Annotated in this window: 11 protein-coding genes; 3 read left to right on the top strand and 8 right to left on the bottom strand. The window is 50.7% G+C overall.

What is annotated here, in order from left to right; all coding sequences use genetic code 11:
* Nucleotides 1-40: 40 nt before the first annotated feature.
* On the bottom strand, nucleotides 41-646 hold the full coding sequence (locus ABT58_RS13860) for a DUF924 family protein (protein WP_047875014.1): 606 nt from the start codon (nucleotides 644-646) through the stop codon (nucleotides 41-43).
* 291 nt (nucleotides 647-937) lie between these two features.
* On the opposite strand from ABT58_RS13860, the gene ABT58_RS13855 reads away from it, so the two are divergent.
* Nucleotides 938-1,366, top strand: coding sequence for an HIT domain-containing protein (locus ABT58_RS13855; protein WP_047875013.1), 429 nt, complete (start codon nucleotides 938-940; stop codon nucleotides 1,364-1,366).
* Nucleotides 1,367-1,463: 97 nt separating this feature from the next.
* Here the strand turns inward: ABT58_RS13855 and ABT58_RS13850 are convergent, their stop codons facing one another.
* The 5 genes from ABT58_RS13850 to znuA form a co-directional block, all read right to left on the bottom strand.
* Nucleotides 1,464-1,709 (bottom strand): FeoC-like transcriptional regulator, encoded by a 246-nt coding sequence (locus ABT58_RS13850; RefSeq protein ID WP_047875012.1) that lies wholly within the window; start codon nucleotides 1,707-1,709, stop codon nucleotides 1,464-1,466.
* On the bottom strand, nucleotides 1,706-3,985 hold the full coding sequence (feoB, locus tag ABT58_RS13845) for a Fe(2+) transporter permease subunit FeoB (protein ID WP_047875011.1): 2,280 nt from the start codon (nucleotides 3,983-3,985) through the stop codon (nucleotides 1,706-1,708). The genes ABT58_RS13850 and feoB overlap by 4 nt, the downstream gene beginning before the upstream one ends.
* Nucleotides 3,985-4,212 carry a FeoA family protein gene (locus ABT58_RS13840; protein ID WP_047875010.1) on the bottom strand — a complete coding sequence of 76 codons (228 nt, stop codon included), beginning with the start codon at nucleotides 4,210-4,212 and terminating at the stop codon, nucleotides 3,985-3,987. The genes feoB and ABT58_RS13840 overlap by 1 nt, the downstream gene beginning before the upstream one ends.
* 744 nt (nucleotides 4,213-4,956) lie before the next feature.
* Entirely contained in the window at nucleotides 4,957-8,727 is a 3,771-nt protein-coding gene (locus tag ABT58_RS13830; RefSeq protein ID WP_158261746.1) for a hybrid sensor histidine kinase/response regulator transcription factor, read from the bottom strand.
* 335 nt (nucleotides 8,728-9,062) lie between these two features.
* Nucleotides 9,063-10,031: a zinc ABC transporter substrate-binding protein ZnuA gene (gene znuA, locus ABT58_RS13825; protein ID WP_047875007.1), complete on the bottom strand. Its 969-nt coding sequence runs from the start codon at nucleotides 10,029-10,031 to the stop codon at nucleotides 9,063-9,065.
* 94 nt (nucleotides 10,032-10,125) lie between these two features.
* On the opposite strand from znuA, the gene znuC reads away from it, so the two are divergent.
* Nucleotides 10,126-10,911 (top strand): zinc ABC transporter ATP-binding protein ZnuC, encoded by a 786-nt coding sequence (gene znuC, locus ABT58_RS13820; RefSeq protein ID WP_047875006.1) that lies wholly within the window; start codon nucleotides 10,126-10,128, stop codon nucleotides 10,909-10,911.
* The gene (gene znuB / locus ABT58_RS13815) at nucleotides 10,904-11,689 is read left to right on the top strand and encodes a zinc ABC transporter permease subunit ZnuB (protein WP_047875005.1); all 786 of its coding nucleotides are present in this window, start codon (nucleotides 10,904-10,906) and stop codon (nucleotides 11,687-11,689) included. Before znuC ends, znuB begins: the two co-directional genes overlap by 8 nt.
* Nucleotides 11,690-11,804: 115 nt before the next feature.
* Here the strand turns inward: znuB and sucD are convergent, their stop codons facing one another.
* Nucleotides 11,805-12,677 carry a succinate--CoA ligase subunit alpha gene (gene sucD, locus ABT58_RS13810; RefSeq protein ID WP_047875004.1) on the bottom strand — a complete coding sequence of 291 codons (873 nt, stop codon included), beginning with the start codon at nucleotides 12,675-12,677 and terminating at the stop codon, nucleotides 11,805-11,807.
* On the bottom strand, nucleotides 12,677-13,843 hold the full coding sequence (gene sucC, locus ABT58_RS13805) for an ADP-forming succinate--CoA ligase subunit beta (protein ID WP_047875003.1): 1,167 nt from the start codon (nucleotides 13,841-13,843) through the stop codon (nucleotides 12,677-12,679). Before sucC ends, sucD begins: the two co-directional genes overlap by 1 nt.
* Nucleotides 13,844-13,868 lie beyond the last annotated feature (25 nt).

Raw genomic sequence — 13,868 nt, 5'->3', positions numbered from 1 at the left:
GGTTCTGGAAACGTTCAACAGCCGCGTAATAACGCTTCCCTTACTGTCCGAAACGCTGCCCGCCGTCTAGCAACCAATGCAACTCTTCTTCGGTTGATAATCGGCCATACACCGCATTGCGATGCGGGAAGCGGCCAAAGCGCTTGACCACTTCATGGTGACTAACCGCATACTGGTAAAAACCGTCAAACATCTCGCTATTTACCGGGGTCACCGCTTGTCGTAACCGCTCAAAACGAAAGACCGCCTCTTCCTGATCTTCCAGTGCTTCTGAATGCTCCAGTGGCAAATAGAAGAATACCCGCTCAATCGGTGACAACTGCAAGTCCTGATTTTTCGCCAACCCGCGCTTACACAGCGCCAACGCCAGTGCGTCATACCGAAACGCCGCACTGAGTCCGCGATAAATATTACGAGAAAACTGATCGAGCAAAATAATTAATGCCAGCGTCCCTTTTGGGGTCTCGCTCCATGCGCTCAATGCCCCAGTCCCCGCCAGACTCACCAGATGTTGAAAACGGCGCGCAATCAACGCATCGGTCTCCGTATTGCCTTGAAACCACAATGCATTACGGTCAGACAGTGGGACTTCCTCATTCATGTCACCGAACCAAAAGTCCAGCACCTCTTGATATTCCGTTGTCATCAGCATGCTCCTTACATTGAAATCACGCTCTTCATCTCGTATCAGCTTCGCTCGATTAGCCAGCCGATCCCCGCCACGGCGCCTATCCTATTCCTGTAAGCAATACCCGTTTCCTATTCGATGCCCTTACCTGACCGCAAAAAGGAGAAAACATTGCTACTGTGCGTTATTCACACTATCTTACTGACATCCATGCAGTTCCTGACTGTTATATCCTAACCCACCCTGCGATTCCTGTAGGGAGTAATGTCCCAGCCTGTGAGCTGAATAATACAATTTAGGAATACTACGATGCACTTTACACTCCATCCGAGACTGGCCGCAGATACCACGGTACTGGGCAATTTCCCTCTTTGTCAGGTACTCCTGTCAAAAGAAGCATTAGGGCCATGGTTAATTTTGGTACCGCGCAAAGCCGATTTAAAGGAAATCCACCATTTGCCTTTTGAAGAACAGTGCCAGCTTATGCGCGAATCCAGCGCCGTTGCCGCGCTGTTAGAGAACGACTATCAGGCAGACAAGATCAATGTGGGCGCACTGGGCAACTTGGTGCCACAGTTACATGTTCATCATATTGCCCGTTTCCAAACCGATATCGCATGGCCGGGGCCGGTATGGGGCAATACCGACGGCACGCAACGCAGTGAAGAGGTGCAGCAAGCTCTCGCCGAAGAATTACAGGCAGAACTGAGCCAGATTGAAGGCTTTAGCGCCGCCTAAACGCTGCTGTATAACGCTGACAGGCCGTTCTCAAACGACAATCAGCAGACACAAAAAAGGCAACCCGCAGGTTGCCTTTTGTCTTGAAGCCCAATGGTTAGCCACGCATCACGGTGACTGACAGTTCGTTCTCTTGTAAGCAACGATACCAGATGTCTTTCGCGCTTTGGCAGCAGCCATCACTCCCGCAGCCAACCAGTTCGCGTCCGATCTTCCCCTTGCGGATCCAAATCTCCAACATCGCTTCTACCCCGTCTTCCGACATCCCAAAATGGTGCGCCAATGAGGAACGGCTGATACGACCTTGTTGCTCAATATACTGTTTTAGCTGCTGTAAAATCATAGTGATGTCACCAATGTGTTTGCTTGTTTACGGCCTTGCTGTTTGAAGATCACGATCAGTCCTAGGTTCAGCAACACAAAGAAGCCAATCCACAACATGCTGGTCATCGGGTGATCCATGAAGTGTGCTAATTGGTAGAACAAGGTCGCAAAGGTGTAAGCCAACAGCATGGTCCAGCCCGCAATGAATGCAGAATACTTCTTACCAAACTCTCGTACATAGGCCCCCATTGCCGCAGCACACGGTGTGTACAGCAAAATGAAGATCAAGTACGCCATGGCCGCCGCTGAACTCACAAAGTGCGCCTGAATATTACCAAACAGCGAAGTATCCACTTCTTGCTCAGCTGCCGCTTCATCCAAGTTTTTCAACTCGCCCACGGTGATCCCCAAAGGATCAGAGTAGTTGATGTCTGCCAAGTTCTGACCAATTGAGCTCACCGCTTCGTGCAGGCTGGCTGACAGATCATACTCTGCGCCGTCATCTTCGGCTGCCGGAGCGTACAGGCTGTTCAGTGTACCCACGACGGCTTCTTTAGCGAAGATACCGGTGATGATACCCACAGTCGCTGGCCAGTTATCCGCTTTCACACCGATAGGCGCCAACACCGGTGTCACCACTTGTGCCGCTTTCGACAATACCGAGTTTGCGCTGTCTTCGTTGCCGAATGAACCATCCGTACCCAACGAGTTAAAGAAGCTCAAAATCGCCACGACCACGACGATGGTTTTACCGGCACCCAGCACGAATTTCTTCAGCTTCTGCCAGGTTTTGATCCCCACGTTGCGCATGGTTGGCAATTCGTAATCTGGCAACTCCATAATGAAGCTGTCACTGCTGCCCGGATAAAGGGTATGACGCAAAATCAGCCCCGTCATCACGGCTGCCACAATACCCAACAGGTACAAGCTAAAGACCACGTTCTGACCGTTCTCAGGGAAGAAGGCAGCAGCAAACAAAGCATACACCGGCAAACGCGCACCACATGACATAAACGGTGCCATGGCTGCCGCCAATTTACGCTCACGCTCTTGCTCTAGGGTACGGGTTGCCATGATCGCCGGTACGTTACAACCAAAGCCCAATACCAACGGCACGAAGGCTTTACCCGGCAAACCGATCTTCTGCATCACTTTATCGAGTACAAACGCCGCACGCGCCATGTAGCCCGAGCTTTCCAGCATCGCAAGGAACAGGTACAGACACGCAATCACGGGAATAAAGGTCGCGACGGTCTGAATACCACCGCCAATGCCGTCAGCCAGAATCGTCACCAACCAGACCGGTAAATGACCATCCATCAGGTAATGACCACCATCGACCAAGATGGCGCCCACACTGATATCAAAGAAATCAATGAATGCGCTACCAATGTTGATGGAGAACATGAACATCAGGTACATCACGACAAAGAAAAAGGGAATACCAAAAGCACGATGTAGCAATACCTGATCGATTTTGTCACTGAGGCTGCGGCTTAATTTGCCTTCCTGACGACGTACGCTCTGACACAAGTGGTGCAGATACGTATAACGCACATCCGCCACTTGGATATCCGGATCCACATCCACCATTAACTGGTTACGCACATTGCAAGCGATGCCTTTGTCTTCATCCGACAAGGCATGAATGATCAATGTGTCGTTTTCAAGAATACGAATGGCTTGTGCACGCGCCTTCAGTTCACGGTTGCTGACCAGCGGCTCAAGCTGCTTGATCGCCTGTTCAAATGCCTCACCGTAATCCAATGACAAGTCATGCACAGAAATCCCCTGCACCAGCATTTTGTGCAGATGGGTTTTAAATTCTTCGACTTTCTGTTGGTTGTGCGCCGACAAAGTCATCACCGGACAACCCAGTGCTTTTTCCAGCCCTTTCACGTCCAGCACCTGACGCTGGCGCTCCAGCACATCCATCTTATTGAGTACCACCACCATCGGGCGGCCCAACTCACGTAATTGCAACGTCATGTACAAGCTACGCTCAAGACAAGACGCATCCACCACGTTGATGATCACATCCGCTTCCGTGGTCAGAATCGCACGCGAGGCAATGGCTTCATCCAGGCTGTTAGCATCATTGGCGCTGTCGAGGTTATAAATGCCCGGCAAATCGGTCAGGGCAAAGCTATCGCCCGCACACTCATAACGACCGGTTTTCTTTTCTACCGTTACCCCAGCCCAGTTACCCACCTGCTGTTTAGCACCTGTCAGGCCATTAAATAGTGTGGTCTTTCCGCTGTTCGGGTTACCCACGGTGAGGATGTTGTACTGCATTATTTGATCTCCACCTCAATGCTGTCTGCTAACGTCTTACGCAATGCCAAATCGACACCGCGCACGCGTACCTGAAGTGGATCGCCCAATGGTGCGACACGCACCACACTGATCGGCGTATTCGGTAATACCCCCATCACCATCAATTTTTTACGTGTAGCGGAGGTCAGCCCGGACATTCCGGTTACCACACCTTCTACACCGCATGACATATCTGACAGTTTCATGCTTAAACGCCACCCTAAATAAGAACAATTAGCATTTCCCTTAACGATGTTACAGATTGAAACACATTCATTATTGTTTGAGATCAATTTATTACACCCATAAATGGGATCTTTGTTTACGTTATTGACAAACATCTCGTTTAAGTTGCAATTTCGTTGCATATCAACAATTTTGACAATATTAACGTCAATTAAACGTCAATATATTGAATGACTTATAAATTATGGCGAGAAATCACAGCAAACTGGCGGCAATTTAATAACTATCACAATCAGATAACGTTACTATAAGCAACATCAACGTTTGACCGCATTTATAGACATCTATAGGTGCTCGATGATGATAGACCCTATTCCAATGGTTGGTGGTTCCCCCATCAACCAGCAGCAAGCGAAGGTGTCCTTGACACCCGTGATATGGTCGAGAGGCCATATCACGTCATTTTTTTTCGCCCCTCTCTGACGTATTTCCCTGCCCGTTTCTACACACATATTCCTGTTTTTCATCTGTCACTGACTTTGTCACATCACGCTTTGTCAGGCCCGCACGCCTTATGATGTCACCTTTTTCTCGCGCTCCTTGATGCTCCTTTGTGCCACGTTCTGACAGCGCTAAGCCATCACACAGATTGCCTCCCGCATGCGACAGGCATAAAAAAGCCCAAGCATATTCGCTTGGGCTGTTTATTCACGCTTCGCTATCACCAGCTGGCTGCAATCAAGACACGTAACCTTCTAGGATACTTAGCTTTCCGTGATATCGTGGTTTACAAAGCCACTGGCGTATTGCGTAGGCGTTTGGCCGGTGTGCGTTTTAAAGCGCACACTGAAGTAGGCCGGATCTTTAAATCCACACGCCAAGGCCACATCCGCGACACGGTCACCTTGCTTCAACATTAAGGCCGCCTGCGTGAAACGGAACTGGGTGACGTAATCCTTAAAGGCAACACCGAACTCCTGCTTGAATTTACGCTGCAGACTGCGCTCAGACATAAACAAAGCTTTTGCGGCAGCAGAGGTACCAAAGTCCGGATGGTGGAAATGTTCCGCCACCAAGGCTTTGACAGAATCACGCCAAGCCGTATTCACCGGCTCTTCACCATGGTCTTCTGCATTGCCAGCTTTCAGACTGTGTAACAATCGGCTCACTTCGACAAACGCCTGACTGGTATTGAGCGGTTTACTCAATACCGCGTGTGCCCAGCCCGCCAAAAGCACTTCACCGTGATCCACATCGTTTTCTTCTGCCACCAGCATCAGACGCGGTTGGTAATCGGCAGGTAACTCTTCCACCAGGCGCTGTAACAACTGCGTCCCACTCAAGCCCGGCAAGCACATGTCAGCGATCAACATATCTGGGGCCTGATCGGACATGGCAATCAAGGCCTCATACCCATCCGCCACAAACACAACGTGGTAATCGGCTTTCAGCAACGATGCCCACGTCTCTTTCATCATGTCATCAGCCGTGGCAATCAAAATGTTTTGTTTGGTTTCAGCCCCATCGGCATGCTCTAACGCGGTGTCTACCCCGACAAACTCAGAGCGATAGATCGGCAGACGAATAATGAACTCACTGCCGACGCCCTGATAGCTGATCACCGAAATATCCCCTTCGTACAGCTCCACCAATTGCTTCACGGTACTCAAGCCCAAGCCAAAGCCCGCTTCTGGGCTGAAGACCGGATCTTCTTGGTAATAACTTTCAAACAGATGGGCTTTGGTCTCTTCTGTCATCCCCCGGCCGGTGTCGCTGACAGAGATCACCAGCTGAGATTTCATTTCTCGCACATTGACCGTGATCCCGCCTTTACGGTCGGTATATTTCAATGCATTAGACAGAAGGTTACCCAGCATGATTTCCAGATGATATGGCGCAAGGAACACACTGACCTGAGAGGTGTTATCTTCCAAACACAAGGCAATCTGTTTCTTCTCGGCTTCCACCTGCCAACTGATACAACAGGCCTGAATGATCGGTGCCACCCGTTGTTCACACCGTTTTTCCGGCTCAATCAAGGCCAGTGCGTCACACGACAGCAACTGCTCGGCCACATGCAGGGAATGGGCAATATTTTTTTCCACCACATCAAACTGGCTCATTAGCGGCATTTTGTCTTTCAGTCCCGCCAACATGCTTAATGACAAGCTCAACGGGGTACGCAATTCATGAGACAACTGCGCCATCACATTCTGGCGGATCTCCAAGATACGTTGAAGCTGCATGTTACTGGCGTTGAGTTGCTTCTTCTGCAATTCAATTTTGGCCGTCTTCTGATAAACCGCTTGCTTCAATTGCAGGTTCTGCTCATTGAAGGTGCGACTGCGCCAATACAAGGCGGCTAGCAGCACACCCCCACCCACCAGCACACCGCCGGCGATCAGCAAGGTCGATAAGAACCACGGCCGTTCAACGCTAAAGGCATAACGAATCACTTCTCCGCCATCAAACTGGCTGTCTTTCACTTCCAGCAAATAGTTACCCGGCGCCAAGGGTTCTAACAGCAGGAAACGGCTATTGATGGTCGTCCATTCTGTTGGCACATTACTTTCATTCACCAACCGGTAATCAAAGTGCGGCTGGCCTTTTAAGGCCGTGATATTAAATTCAAAACTCGCCATCGCACCATATGGTAGGATCAATGGCTTAGTCGCGGTGCCCCCCAACTGGTGCAAGGTATTGTTGACCCGTACTTCACTCAGCGCCAACGGTGTCACGGCAGCTTTACTGCTCAGTAAGGTCTCCGGCTCAATATCCACCAGCCCTTCACGACTACCAAACAACAAACTGCCCGTATCATTACGATGACACGCCTGCCCGGTAAACTCATTCGGTACCAAGCCTTCGGTATCGGAAAAATGGCGGCGTGGGTGGGCATTGAAGGACAAATAACTCAGACCACGGGTCGTACTGACCCACACGCCGTTATTGTCACCCACAATACAGAATGGGTAGGCGCGGCCACCCAACAACGGCACGCTTTGTAGCGCCAATGGGGATAACGTCTGGGAGTACTGCAAACCAAAGTGGTTCGCAATCCACAGCTGGCCCATGCGGTCTTCATACAGATCCCGTACCCCGCCCTGCGACACACTGTTATTGACCAGATAAAGGTGACCGGCTTCAAACTGGTACAGACCATAATCTGTCCCCACCCAAATCTGGTATTCACTGTCTTCAAAGATCACCGTGACGTTTTCATCACCCATAGGATCTTTAAGCCAATGCTCCCCAAACGAGATCCACTCTTTCGTATCCGGCCAGTAGCGATACAACTGGGACCTCATACCTAACCAAAGCGACCCATAATGGTCTACTTTCAGGCTGGTAATAGGATGTTCAGCCGATCCATGCGGCAATCCCAATGGGCGCCAGGTGTGCTTTTTGCGAGAGTAAATGCGAATCTCACCCTCTGCCAGTAACCACAACTCTTGTTGCCACACACTGATTTTATCAACATTCCCGAGCGTGGGTTCATGGCGCAAAATCTCTAACGAGCCGGATAACTCAAACAAGCCATTATCCGTCGCCAGCCAATACGTGCCGTTGCTGGTGTAGACAATATCATTAATGCGGTGCGCTTTAATCTCATCCGGACCGCCACCAAAGCGAATGCGGTGAAACAATTCCGCCCCTTGCGGTAAGTAACTGATCCCCTCTTCTGTCGAGATCCATAAACCGCCCGCTTTATCACGCTCTAAATCAATGATCCGCTGACCGGGCAGCGCATAATCGTTGTGTTTAGACGGCATAAAGTGCTGTTGCTGCTGTGTGTCGAGCTCGATGGCAAACAAACCTTGCTTGGAGCCGACCCACAGGGTGTCGGCAGTTTGCTGAAGCGTCGAGATCGGCAAATCATAACGCCCGCCGATGAACTCAACCCGCTCACCATCACGGCCTTTGTACAGACCATTCAGACTACCAAACCAGAAGGTGCCGGTATTATCACGGAAGACGTCAGTAATGTGTTGCTTAGGAAAATGCAGCTGGAACTGAGACGGGCCATTAAAAGCCAATTCATACAAACCGCTTTGCGCGGCCACAAACACGGATTGCCCTTCAATATGCAGGCCGCGTAGTTTGAGCGGGTGCTGAAAAGGAATGAACGCCGGCTGCAGATCATCCTCTTTCATTTTGTACAGGCCACGGCGGTTAGCAAACCAAATCGTGTCCCCTTCGCTGGCAACAAACTCCATCGGCACTTGGCTGATGGTCAGACGCAACAGTTCTGTCGTCGCAGGCGCATAATAGTAGGCGTGCTTACCGCGCACCAACCACAATTTATTGCCGGCCATGGCGGCATCATTGACGTTATCAATCGCATGGCCATGACTGTCTAAGGCAAGCTTTAACGACAAGCCGTCATAGAAATACAGCGTGCCTTGCGCATCAACAATCCACAATCCGCGCTGCGTATCTTGCAACACTTTACTGGCTACCACCGCGCCCCCCGGTTTTTCTACCGGTAAAGGATAAAATAAAGGACTCGAAGCCAACGCGTTTCCTGCACTCATGAGGAGTGCCAGCGTCAAAACAATGGATGCAGTAAACCGTGTGAACATAGCCGTTGAATAAACTCAGACCCGGACGTAGATAAGATATGCTCATTATGCAATATCAACGGCTTGAATTTAAGTTGGCATTTATAAAATGAGGGGGAATGCATAAAAAAACGTACCGAAGTACGTTTTTCGCTCAAATAATAGCGTTAAAAATGCTTTTAAGTCAGCGGGTTACTACAAAGAAATGTCTTATTTTCCCGACAGGCACACGCTTATTGTGCTCAAATGCGGGTCACATCGCATTCCGGTGGTGCGCAAAACCCGTTTACGCACCATCCTGAAGGGTCTTACTGCAAGCAGTCTACAAAATGCTGGCCTAACTGACGCAAGTACTGCGGGTAGCCATTTGGCCCTTCGGGAATGTCTGTTGCCATCGGATCCAACACACCCACTTTTACATCAGTACCGCGTACCACGCTGTTGACCACGGCAGGGGTGAACTGTGGCTCACTGAACACACACTGTGCCTGTGCATCTTTCAATGAGGCACGAATATTAATCAGGGTTTTCGCGCCCGGGCGACGATCCGGCTCGACGGTGAAATGCCCCAGTTTGTTCAGCTGGAACGCCTCTTCAAAGTAACCATAGCCATCATGGAAAACAAAGTAGCCGTGATCCGCCACCGGTTTCAGGGAGGCACTGATTTCCGCTGTGGCTGATTTCACTGCCTTCGTGAACGCAATCAGGTTCGCTTCATATTGCGCCTTATACTCAGGATCCAATGACACCAACTTATCGGTGATCACCTTCGCCGCTTGCACAGCCGATTCAGGGCCTAACCACACATGCGGGTCAATACCGTGGTGACTGTGACCATGGTGGTCATGGCCGTGGTGCTCATGCTCATGCGCATGGTCATGGTCAGCATGTTCGCTGTGCGTATCGGCAGCATGATCATCGTGTGTCGCTTCATTCGCTTCACCGTAATGACGGAAATCGATCCCTTTTTGTGCCGTCAATGCCATGGCATTACTCTGACCATCCAAAATTTTTGTCAAAAAACTTTCCAGCTCAGGGCCGACCCAAATCACCAGATCCGCATCATGCAATTTACGCGCATCAGACGGACGCAACGCATAATCATGTGGCGAGGTGCCCGCAGGCAACAAGGTCTCACTGGTCGTCACATCTTTCGTCAAAGCTTGTACGATCATGCTCAACGGTTTCACCGTGGTCACAACATTCAGCGCTTCTGCCTGCACTTGTGTGGAAAATAACAACCCCAACGTGCTGCAAGAAAGAAGTAAACGGCGCATAATAGATCCCCCAAATTTTGTTATGAATGACAACAAGAGCGAAGATGTTATATTATAACATCTCACTTTGGCAAATCTCGAAAGCAAAGAAATCATGACTACCTTAGTTGAATTACAAACGGTCACCGTCACATTCGGCGAACGCCATGTGCTCGATCAGGTCTCGCTGAAACTAGAACGCGGGCAAATCACCACCCTGATCGGTCCCAACGGTGCCGGCAAGTCGACCCTTGTCAAAGTCATTACCGGGCTTCAAAAACCCACCGCAGGTAAAATGTTACGCCAGAAAGGGCTACGTATCGGTTACGTCCCACAAAAACTGGCGTTAAACAACGCCCTGCCTCTGAACGTTGATCGTTTTATGCGCTTGGCGGGCCGTTACAGCAATGACGACCGCTTAACCGCCCTTGAAATGGTGAATGGTAAGCACCTGCAACACAGCAACATGCACTCCCTCTCTGGTGGTGAGATGCAACGCGTCCTGCTCGCCCGTGCTCTGCTGCAACAGCCGGATCTGTTAGTGTTGGATGAACCGGTGCAAGGGGTCGATGTGAACGGCCAACTTGAACTGTACAGTTTGATTCAGTCGCTGCGCGATTCGCTTAACTGCGCCATTTTGATGGTGTCACACGATCTGCATCTGGTGATGGCGAAAACCGACAACGTAATTTGCCTGCAACACCATGTGTGCTGTTCCGGTGAGCCGGAAACCATTGCTAACCACCCTTCTTACGTGGCGCTGTTTGGTTGCAGACAAACGGAACAACTGGCGTTGTACCACCACCATCATAATCATGAACATGCCATGTCAGGTAGCCCGATTGGCCCTTGTCAGCATGATCATCACACCGATCATCAACACGAGAAACACGATGCTTGAGTTTTTATTGCCGGCCCTGTTGGCCGGTGTCGGAATCGCCTTGCTGGCCGGGCCATTAGGCTCGTTTGTGGTTTGGCGAAAAATGGCCTACTTTGGTGACACCTTATCCCATGCCTCTTTGCTGGGTATCGCGCTGGGCTTCCTGTTTAATATCAATTTAAATCTGGCGCTGATCATCTGCTGTCTGGCTTTAGCGGTTATTTTGGTTACCCTGCAAAAACAAAAAGTCGTGGCCACCGATACCCTGCTCGGTATTTTAGCCCACAGTGCCTTGTCGCTGGGCCTAGTTGCAGTCAGCTTCCTCGATAACGTACGCATCGATTTAATGTCGTACCTGTTCGGGGATTTACTGGCAGTGACCACTCACGATCTGTACTGGATTTATGGCGGCGGTGCCATTGCACTGGCGATGCTGGTTGTTCTGTGGCGTCCCTTGCTCTCCATGACCATCAATGAAGATTTAGCCCAGGTAGAAGGCGTTAATGTCGATTTAATGCGTCTGCTATTGATGCTGATGGTGGGCTTGGTGATTGCGGTGGCGATGAAGTTCGTTGGCGCGCTGATCATCACCTCCCTGCTGATCATTCCTGCCGCAACGGCTCGCCGTTTTGCGCGCAGTCCAGAAGTGATGGCGGTTATGGCATCGATCATTGGCATTCTGGCGGTCTTTGGCGGCTTGGCAATGTCTTGGTATTACGACACGCCTGCCGGCCCGTCAGTGGTGGTTGCAGCAGCCGCGATTTTCATGCTGAGTCAGTTTAAGCGCTCTGAAGCCTAAAGGCTTTTATTTAAATCGCCGCAAGTACTCTCCACCAAAAGAAAACAAAACCCGCTATTTAGTTAGCGGGTTTTTTATTGCAGATTCACGTTAAGCGATAATCACAGCCAGAGACTTACCAGCCAGTGGCTTCGCGCAACGCTTTACCGATGTCGGCCAAACTTTTCACGGTGCGAACACCTGCAGCTTCCAGTGCTTGGAACTTATCTTCTGCGGTACCTTTACCGCCAGAGATAATCGCACCCGCATGACCCATACGCTTACCCGGAGGCGCTGTCACCCCCGCAATGTAGGACACAACGGGCTTGGTCACGTGCTCTTTAATGTAGGCTGCCGCTTCTTCTTCTGCCGTGCCGCCGATTTCACCGATCATCACAATCGCTTCGGTTTCCGGATCGTTTTCAAACAGCGCCAGAATATCGATAAAGTTTGAGCCCGGGATCGGATCACCGCCGATACCGACACAGGTCGACTGACCAAAACCTTCGTCCGTCGTCTGCTTCACCGCTTCATAGGTCAGCGTACCCGAGCGAGACACAATACCGACTTTACCCGGCTTGTGAATATGGCCTGGCATGATACCGATCTTACACGCATCCGGCGTGATCACACCCGGACAGTTCGGACCAATCATACGTACGCCCGCTTCGTCCAGACGCACTTTTACATCCAGCATGTCCAGCGTTGGGATACCTTCTGTGATGGTCACAATCAGCTCAATACCCGCATCAATGGCTTCAAGGATCGCATCTTTACAGAACGGTGCAGGCACGTAGATCACAGTGGCTGTGGCGCCCGTGACTTCAACCGCTTCACGTACAGTATTGAACACCGGCAAGCCCAAATGCGTGGTGCCGCCTTTACCCGGCGATACACCGCCGACCATTTGTGTACCGTAAGCAATCGCCTGCTCAGAATGGAATGTGCCCTGTCCACCGGTAAAGCCCTGACAGATCACTTTGGTGTCTTTATTGATAAGTACCGACATTATTTACCCTCCGCAGCAGCAACCACTTTTTCCGCTGCTTCCGTTAGGGAAGTCGCAGCAATGATATTCAGACCACTTTTCGCCAGCGTCTCGGCACCCAGTACCGCGTTGTTGCCTTCTAGGCGCACCACAACAGGCACTTTCACGCCGACTTCTTCCACGGCACCAATGATGCCTTCCGCGATCAGATCACAACGGACAATGCCGCCGAAAATGTTGACCAGTACCGCTTTCACGTTGCTGTCAGAAAGAATGATCTTAAAGGCTTCGGTAACACGCTCTTTGGTTGCGCCGCCGCCCACATCAAGGAAGTTGGCTGGCTGACCGCCGTGCAGGTTCACGATGTCCATGGTACCCATGGCCAGACCGGCACCGTTAACCATACAGCCGATGCTGCCGTCCAGTGCGACGTAGTTCAGCTCCCACTGCGCCGCATGGGCTTCGCGCTCATCTTCCTGAGACGGATCATGCATTTCACGCAGTTTTGGCTGGCGGTATAACGCGTTGGAGTCGATGTTGATTTTGCCGTCAAGGCAAAGGAGGTTACCCTCACCGGTAATGACCAGTGGGTTGATTTCTAGCAGCGCCAGATCGTAATCAGCAAACATGGTTGCCAATCCGAGGAAAATCTTAGTGAATTGCTTAATTTGATCGCCTTGCAAACCCAGTTTGAAGGCAAGTTCACGGCCTTGGTAAGGCTGTGGCCCCACGAGAGGATCAATCGCGGCTTTGTGGATCAATTCAGGAGTTTCTTCCGCCACTTTTTCAATTTCCACGCCACCTTCTGTGGAGGCCATGAAAACAATACGCTGTGAAGCACGGTCAACAACGGCGCCCAAGTAAAGCTCATTGGCGATATTGGAGGCTTCTTCTACCAGAATTTTTGTCACCGGCTGACCGTTCGCATCCGTCTGGTACGTCACGAGGTTTTTACCCAGCCATTTTTGTGCGAATGTCTTCACACCGTCTTTGGTGTCGTGCAGTTCAACGCCGCCCGCTTTACCGCGACCGCCTGCGTGAACCTGACATTTTACGACCCATTTATCACCACTAATTTTACCTGCCGCTTCCGCTGCTTCTTGCGGCGTATCACAGGCATAACCTTCAGGGACCGGCAAACCGTACTCGGCGAACAGCTGCTTCGCCTGATATTCATGCAAATTCATATGTTCTATCCATTTTATACCCCTA

Origin of the sequence: Photobacterium aphoticum (genome assembly GCF_001029435.1) — a bacterium.
In the GTDB taxonomy this organism is placed as follows: domain Bacteria; phylum Pseudomonadota; class Gammaproteobacteria; order Enterobacterales; family Vibrionaceae; genus Photobacterium; species Photobacterium aphoticum.
This window is presented reverse-complemented; position numbering and strand designations above follow the sequence as displayed.

Bases quoted from the DNA above. Each gene is read 5' to 3' on its own strand.
- ABT58_RS13860 (WP_047875014.1), bottom strand. From the start codon at position 646: ATGACAACGGAATATCAAGAGGTGCTGGACTTTTGGTTCGGTGACATG.
- ABT58_RS13855 (WP_047875013.1), top strand. From the start codon at position 938: ATGCACTTTACACTCCATCCGAGACTGGCCGCAGATACCACGGTACTG.
- ABT58_RS13850 (WP_047875012.1), bottom strand. From the start codon at position 1,709: ATGATTTTACAGCAGCTAAAACAGTATATTGAGCAACAAGGTCGTATC.
- feoB (WP_047875011.1), bottom strand. From the start codon at position 3,985: ATGCAGTACAACATCCTCACCGTGGGTAACCCGAACAGCGGAAAGACC.
- ABT58_RS13840 (WP_047875010.1), bottom strand. From the start codon at position 4,212: ATGAAACTGTCAGATATGTCATGCGGTGTAGAAGGTGTGGTAACCGGA.
- ABT58_RS13830 (WP_158261746.1), bottom strand. From the start codon at position 8,727: ATGAGTGCAGGAAACGCGTTGGCTTCGAGTCCTTTATTTTATCCTTTA.
- znuA (WP_047875007.1), bottom strand. From the start codon at position 10,031: ATGCGCCGTTTACTTCTTTCTTGCAGCACGTTGGGGTTGTTATTTTCC.
- znuC (WP_047875006.1), top strand. From the start codon at position 10,126: ATGACTACCTTAGTTGAATTACAAACGGTCACCGTCACATTCGGCGAA.
- znuB (WP_047875005.1), top strand. From the start codon at position 10,904: ATGCTTGAGTTTTTATTGCCGGCCCTGTTGGCCGGTGTCGGAATCGCC.
- sucD (WP_047875004.1), bottom strand. From the start codon at position 12,677: ATGTCGGTACTTATCAATAAAGACACCAAAGTGATCTGTCAGGGCTTT.
- sucC (WP_047875003.1), bottom strand. From the start codon at position 13,843: ATGAATTTGCATGAATATCAGGCGAAGCAGCTGTTCGCCGAGTACGGT.